We start from the raw sequence: 4429 nt of genomic DNA, 5'->3' as shown, positions 1-4429 counted from the left end.
GCCTGAAATCGACCGTGACCAAGGAAGCCTGGGGTCCGAACATCAAGATCCCCGGTGCAGCGATCACCAAGGAAAACGTCGATAATCCGGCCTTCTGGGGCAACCAGAAGCCGCCGACGGACACCGTCAAGTCGGTCGAATAGTCATCTGAAAGCGCTCCGGGCCGTAGCGGCCCGGAGCCTGCCTTTCACACCGCCGCGTCCGAAAGGATGCCGTGGCGAATTTGAATCCGCGCCTGAACCCGACGAAATCGAGTTGATTTCGCGGGGGCGCCAACCGGATCAACCCATGAACCCGCGCACACGCAAAGCCCTGGAGTTCGTACTCGACAACCTCGTCTGGTTCATGCTGCTGTTCGTGCTGGTGGTCTTCTCCATCTTCGTCCCGAACTACTTTCAGCTCGGCATCTTCGCCAATATCATCGAGGCTTCGAGCGTGCTCGGCGTCATGTCGATCGGCCTGGCGCTGGTGATCATCGCCGGTCACATGGATCTGTCGGTCGAATCCGTCGCAGCGCTCAGCGCCATGGCGGTCGGCATCCTGTTTTGCTCGTCGGGCATCGGCATGGGCGTGCAGCTGCATCCCGAGTGGCTGATGGTTCCGGTTTCGCTGCTGCTGGCGCTGGCAGTCGGGGGTCTCATCGGCGCCTTCAACGGCTATCTGGTGGTCAAGGTGAAGATGAGCGCCTTCATCATCACGCTGGCGTCCTACATCTGGGTGCGCGGCCTCGTGTTGGTCGTGTCGGGCGGCCGCTCGGCGCAGGACCTGGCGCCGGCCATCCGCTGGTTCGGCATCCAGCGCCTTGTCGGCCTGCCGCTCACCGCCTGGATCGCGGTTGGCTGTTTCGTGGTCTTTTCGCTGATCATGGCCAAGACGCCGCTCGGCCGGCATCTGGTGATGATCGGCGGCAACGAGACGGCGACCTTCCGCGCCGGCATCCGGGTGAACCGCAATCTCATCATCGCCTTCGTGCTCGCCGGCGCCATCGCCGGCCTGGCTGGCTGGCTGCTGGCGATCCGCACGTCGGGCGCCACCGCCAATCTCGGCGTCGGCTTGCTGTTCAACGCCTTCGCCGCGGTCGTCATCGGCGGCGTCAGCCTCAAAGGCGGCGTCGGCACCCTCCCCGGCGTCTATGCCGGCGTGCTTTTGCTCTCGGCCATCAACACGGCGATCAATTTGATGGGCCTGCCGGCCAATTTCACCCAGGTGATTCATGGCCTGCTGGTGCTGGCCGCGGTGCTGCTCGACGCCTTCAAGCAAACCATTCGCCAAAGACTCGCATGACAGGACGGCTCGCATGACAGGACGGCTAAAAGACAAGGTGGCGCTCATCGTCGGCGCCGCCCGCGGCATCGGCAAGGGCATTGCGCTCCGCTTTGCCGAAGAGGGGGCGCGGCTGGTGCTCGCCGACACCGAAGTCGAGGCCGGGCAAGCGACCGCTGGCGAGTTGGGCGTCCCCTTCATCCGCACCGACATCTCGCAAATGAGCGACGCCAAGGCCGCCGTGGCGCTGGCGCTGAAGCAGCATGGCCGTCTCGACATCATCGTGCAGAATGCGGGCATCTATCCCTGGCAGCTGATCGAGAACACCAGCGCCGACGACTGGGACCGCGTCATGGCGGTCAATCTGCGCGGCACCTTCAATGCCAGCCGCGCGGCCCTGGTGCCGATGAAGGCGCAACGCTTCGGCCGCATGCTCTACACCTCCTCCATCACCGGTCCGCATGTCACCAGCCCGGGCCATGGCCACTATTCGGCCAGCAAGGCCGGCATCAACGGCTTCATCCGCGCCGCGGCACTGGAATTCTCCGGCTACGGCATCACCGTCAACGGCGTCGAGCCCGGCAACATCCTGACCGAAGCGATCGAGCTGCATCGCGGCGAGGCGTTCATCAAGAACATGGAGGATTCCATCCCGCTTGGCCGCCTCGGCAGCCCGCGCGACGTCGCCAATGCCTTCCTGTTCCTCGCCTCGGACGATGCCAGTTACATCACCGGCACGACCATCGTCGTCGATGGTGGCCAGTTGCTGCCCGAAGGCAGCGATTTCCGGCTCGTTCCGCCATGATCATCGATTTCGGCGATGGCTTCTTCCTGCGCCAGGCGACCGAGGCCGACCATCCAGCACTTGCCATGATCTGCCTCAAGACCGGTGATGCCGGCCAGGATGCAACCGGTCGCGAAGACGCTCCGGATCTGTTGGGCCAGATCTACACCATCCCCTACCAGGTGCTGGAGCCCGACCTCGCTTTCATCGTCGATGGGCCAACGGGCGCCGCGGGCTATCTGCTGGGTGCAAAAGACACAAAGGCTTTCAATGCAGGCCTGGCAGCAAAGTGGTATCCGCGCCTTCGCGCGCAGGTGACCGATCCCGGACCCGACCGCGCACGCTGGAGCGGCAGCGACTGGGCTCGCCACCAGATCCATCATCGCGACTTCACCATTCCGCCGGCCCTGGCTGCCTACCCTTCGCACGGTCATATCGACCTTTTGTCGCAAGCGCGTGGCAAAGGCATCGGCCGGCGGGCGATGGCTTTTCTCGAGCAAAGGCTCGCCGCGCTCGGTTCACGCGGGCTTTGCCTCGAAGTGATGCCGGACAATCACAACGCGCTGCGCTTCTACAGGGCCATCGGATTCGCGGTGTTGCGGGAGCCGGGATTGCCGGACCACAGCATCTATGTCGCCAAACGGCTGACAACCGCACCGGAGATCGTGCGCACCGGAGATCGTGTGAATGGTGGGCGATGACGGGCTCGAACCGCCGACATCTTCGGTGTAAACGAAGCGCTCTACCAACTGAGCTAATCGCCCGCTCCGGGCCGGACCTTTAAGCGGTCAGGGTCCGCTTCGCAAGGCCAAATGAGCGCAGGACGCCCTGGTTGGATGCCGGTTTTGCCAACAAAACGCCGGCTGTCAAAAAACCTTCTCCTGTTTGCTGTTATGATGGTTTGGTGCGCTTGACACCCGGTGGCGAACCCCTTATCCAGCGCCCCAACGACGAACACGGCTGACACGTGTTCGCCATGCGCGGGTGTAGCTCAGTTGGTTAGAGTGCCGGCCTGTCACGCCGGAGGTCGCGGGTTCGAGCCCCGTCACTCGCGCCATTTCTCTCAAGGGTATCAAGCCCTTGGCTTTGGAGAAATGTCGACATTGATTGTCAAAAATGTTGTCTTGCAAGAGACCTGAGGTCCAAGAGACCTGAGGTCACTCAGGTCCGTTCGGCCCGTGCAGACGTCTTGCCGCGCAAGATCATCCTCTCGCCAGCAGCGCCTCGACCTCCTGCAGCGTCGGCATGGATGGCGCAGTCCCTGGCCGGGTCACCGAGATTCCGGCGACGGCGCAAGCGAAGCGCACCGCCTGCAGCGGTTCCACGCCCCTCGAAAGTGCTGCCGCAAGCCCGCCATTGAAGGCATCGCCTGCCCCCGTGGTTTCGACCACCGGGCCGGCACTGACGGCTGGAACATGGTCGGAGCGATTTTTCGAGTGCAAAAGCGCGCCCTTGTCGCCGAGCGTGACGATGACTGTGCCGACGCCCTTTTCGAGCAGACTGTCCGCAGCGGCTCGCGCCTCGTCGACCGAGGACACCTTCATCCCGGTCAGTTCCTCCGTCTCGGTCTCGTTGGGTGTGAAGTAGTCGCAGAGCGTGTAGATGCGGTCGGGAAGCTTTGCCGCAGGGGCCGGATTGAGGATCGTCGTCACCCCTGCCCCACGCGCGATCTCCAACGCCCGCATGGCTGCTTCGATCGGCTGTTCGAGCTGCGTGACAAAGACGCCGGCATTGCTGATCAATGCGGCATTGGCTTCGATATCGGCTGGAGAGATCAGCATGGCAGCACCGGGGCTGACGATGATGGCGTTGTTGCCGGTGGTCTCCTCGACGAAGATGTAGGCCGCGCCGGTGTAGCTTTCCGGCGTGTCGATGACGGCATCCTTGACGCCCGCCTGCGTCCAGGTCTGCCTGGCCATGTCGGCGAAGGGGTCTACGCCGAGGCGGGTGAGGAAGGTGACGTCGGCGCCGAGCTTGCCGGCGGCCACCGCCTGGTTCGAGCCCTTGCCGCCGGGACCCAGCGTGAAGGATGTGCCGAGGATCGTTTCGCCCATGCGCGGCTGCCGCTGCGCCCTGTAGGCGGTGTCGGCGACGAACACACCCAATATGACGACCGGCTTGCCCGAAGCCATGCCGCTACTCCGCATCCGGCGGCACGACGCCCTTGCGGAAGGCGAAGCAGCCATAGAAGCGGCGTTCGCCGGTCTGGATGACACAATAGGCTTGTTTGGCGCGCTCGTAGAAGGCGTAGCGCTCGACCGCGATCATCGGCCACGACTTGCCCTCGGCCTTATCGACTTCCTTCTGCACTTCCTTCTGCACTGCAGGAATCTCGTCCGGCTTGCCGACGATTTCCATGCGCGCGGCCGAATCGTCGACGAA

The 4429-nt window shown here is 63.7% G+C and carries 5 protein-coding genes, 2 tRNA genes and 1 pseudogene; 5 read left to right on the top strand and 3 right to left on the bottom strand.

The annotated features are described in order from the left end of the window. The 4 genes and pseudogenes from EN969_RS36750 to EN969_RS18565 form a co-directional block, all read left to right on the top strand. Nucleotides 1–143, top strand: a pseudogene (locus tag EN969_RS36750) (sugar ABC transporter substrate-binding protein); the annotation flags it as partial. A gap of 145 nt (nucleotides 144–288) precedes the next feature. Further along, a complete protein-coding gene (locus EN969_RS18575) occupies nucleotides 289–1284 on the top strand; it encodes an ABC transporter permease (protein ID WP_063167796.1) in 996 nt (331 codons plus the stop codon). Between the two features lie 13 nt (nucleotides 1285–1297). Continuing rightward, nucleotides 1298–2068: an SDR family NAD(P)-dependent oxidoreductase gene (locus EN969_RS18570; RefSeq protein ID WP_063167795.1), complete on the top strand. Its 771-nt coding sequence runs from the start codon at nucleotides 1298–1300 to the stop codon at nucleotides 2066–2068. Further along, nucleotides 2065–2748, top strand: coding sequence for a GNAT family N-acetyltransferase (locus EN969_RS18565; protein ID WP_063167794.1), 684 nt, complete (start codon nucleotides 2065–2067; stop codon nucleotides 2746–2748). The genes EN969_RS18570 and EN969_RS18565 overlap by 4 nt, the downstream gene beginning before the upstream one ends. Here EN969_RS18565 and EN969_RS18560 read toward each other — a convergent pair. Further along, nucleotides 2736–2811: transfer RNA gene (locus EN969_RS18560), tRNA-Val, on the bottom strand. The two genes, EN969_RS18565 and EN969_RS18560, sit on opposite strands and share 13 nt — an antisense overlap. Before the next feature lie 216 nt (nucleotides 2812–3027). Between EN969_RS18560 and EN969_RS18555 the strand changes: the two genes are divergently transcribed. After that, a tRNA-Asp gene (locus EN969_RS18555) sits at nucleotides 3028–3104 on the top strand. Nucleotides 3105–3249: 145 nt separating this feature from the next. Here the strand turns inward: EN969_RS18555 and rbsK are convergent. After that, nucleotides 3250–4179 (bottom strand): ribokinase, encoded by a 930-nt coding sequence (gene rbsK / locus EN969_RS18550; RefSeq protein ID WP_063167793.1) that lies wholly within the window; start codon nucleotides 4177–4179, stop codon nucleotides 3250–3252. 4 nt (nucleotides 4180–4183) lie between these two features. Beyond that, nucleotides 4184–4429, bottom strand: a 246-nt coding sequence (locus tag EN969_RS18545) for an RbsD/FucU domain-containing protein (protein WP_281060016.1), incomplete at its 5' end; no start/stop codon positions are given.

It is taken from the genome of Mesorhizobium sp. M7A.F.Ca.CA.003.01.2.1 (assembly GCF_003998945.1).
Classification (GTDB): Bacteria; Pseudomonadota; Alphaproteobacteria; order Rhizobiales; family Rhizobiaceae; genus Mesorhizobium; species Mesorhizobium ciceri.
This window is presented reverse-complemented; position numbering and strand designations above follow the sequence as displayed.